1 protein-coding gene is annotated in these 1,601 nt (G+C 41.2%); it reads right to left on the bottom strand.

Annotated features, from left to right (window positions below):
* Positions 1 to 6: 6 nt before the first annotated feature.
* On the bottom strand, positions 7 to 1,470 hold the full coding sequence (locus BM212_RS12300) for an IS5 family transposase (protein ID WP_245750984.1): 1,464 nt from the start codon (positions 1,468 to 1,470) through the stop codon (positions 7 to 9).
* Positions 1,471 to 1,601 lie beyond the last annotated feature (131 nt).

The following is a 1,601-nucleotide window of genomic DNA, read 5'->3' as shown; positions in this document are numbered from 1 at the left end:
TAATGCCTACTGAACAATTGGGCTAATTTGAAATGGAGAAAAGTTCAATAGAACTAAACAGCTTTTTTTCCGATTTTTCAGTTGTCCAAAAAAAGAGCGCAAGCGATTGCGATTAATGTTATCTACATTCATCGCAATGACGGATAAGGCAATCGTAGTCAAGGTAGTTTCGCGGAGTTTGGTGCGGATATTTTCCATACCGAAACAACGCTTCAGTAAACTGAAGCCGCGCTCAACTTCTACACGATCTGCATTATCGCGATATTCGATTTCTTTGTCTCTGGTTTGGTCTTTCTTTGGACGACCAAGTGATGGTCCGGCTAGGCGAATGCCTCGTATTTTGCAGTAAGACCTGTTTTCTCGATTTCGATAGATCTTGTCGGCAAGAACCCGCTCAGGATAACGTCCGTTTCGATCGTAGAAACGGCGGACAGCTTGAACCAACACAGAAGCTTCATTGTAGGCATCAAAACTGGTCTTTTCAATCCGTGCCATCCCATTTGAATCGATACTCAGATCTAACTTCGCGCCGAATTCAACTTTTGCTTTGGCTTTCCCTCGAACAATAGGTCGCAGCCATGGTTGAGAAAAGCTGACAATCCGGTCTTTTACGGAATGCGTCTTTTTATCGAACATTTCCTTCTGCTGGTCATAGATACGACAAATAACTTCGAATATTTTTTGTTGTTTCTCGTTCAGTTTGATTCCATGCTCGAGATAGCCTTTGATGTAATCGATATCTCGGCGCACATATCCAAGCAGCTTCCGTATTTTAGGGCGCAACCATTTGGCTGACTTTCTTTTGCGGCGAACAATTGACAAATAGTCTTTTCTAGCTTTCTTGCGATACATACGAGGCTTAGAGAATCCGTTGGTTTCACAAATGTCGTCTACCATCTTTTCTGCATGCGTACGTGCTTCATTGAGCAGTTCTGTATCCGTAGGATACTTGATTTTTTGAGGTGCACAAGTTGCATCTAAGATCAATGTTCCGGCATTCCCTGAATCATTCGAATCTGTATCGTCATCAGTGTCGTTATCGTTATCTTGATTTTCTTTGTCTTTGGCTAAGGCGTAATCAGTAATTTTTTCATTGATCTCGGTCAGTGTAACAGCGTCCAAGCGTTTGCGAAAATAAACCATCGTCGAAGAGTCGAATGGTTTTTCCTCTTGATAGCCGGGCAAGCCGATAAAGAATTGAAGATAAGGGTTTTCTTGGATCTGAAGGACAGTCTCTTCATCAGAATAACCGTATTCTATTTGAATCAAAAGGGCACCCAGAGCCATACGAAGCGGTTTGGCGACATTGCCTTTTTGATTGCGAAAGTTCTTGGCATAGCCTTTTTCCAGTTCAGCCCAAGGGATCCATTCCGCTTTTTCAATCCATCTATTTTTCGGGTTCATTTTTAGTCCCATTGGTTGGTTGAAGTCTTCGAAAGCGATTTGTGAATACGGTTGTGATTTATACATGTTTCTGTCCTCATTTCAGTAAAAGTGCAAGGTTTTGTTTAACATCCTATAAAAACCCTTGCATCTATTATATCAATCATTAGTTGTAAAAGGCAGCAGAATAAGCATAGTTTATTATTCAGTAGACATTA

Source organism: Marinilactibacillus piezotolerans (genome assembly GCF_900114235.1).
GTDB classification, from domain to species: domain Bacteria; phylum Bacillota; class Bacilli; order Lactobacillales; family Carnobacteriaceae_A; genus Marinilactibacillus; species Marinilactibacillus piezotolerans.
This window is presented reverse-complemented; position numbering and strand designations above follow the sequence as displayed.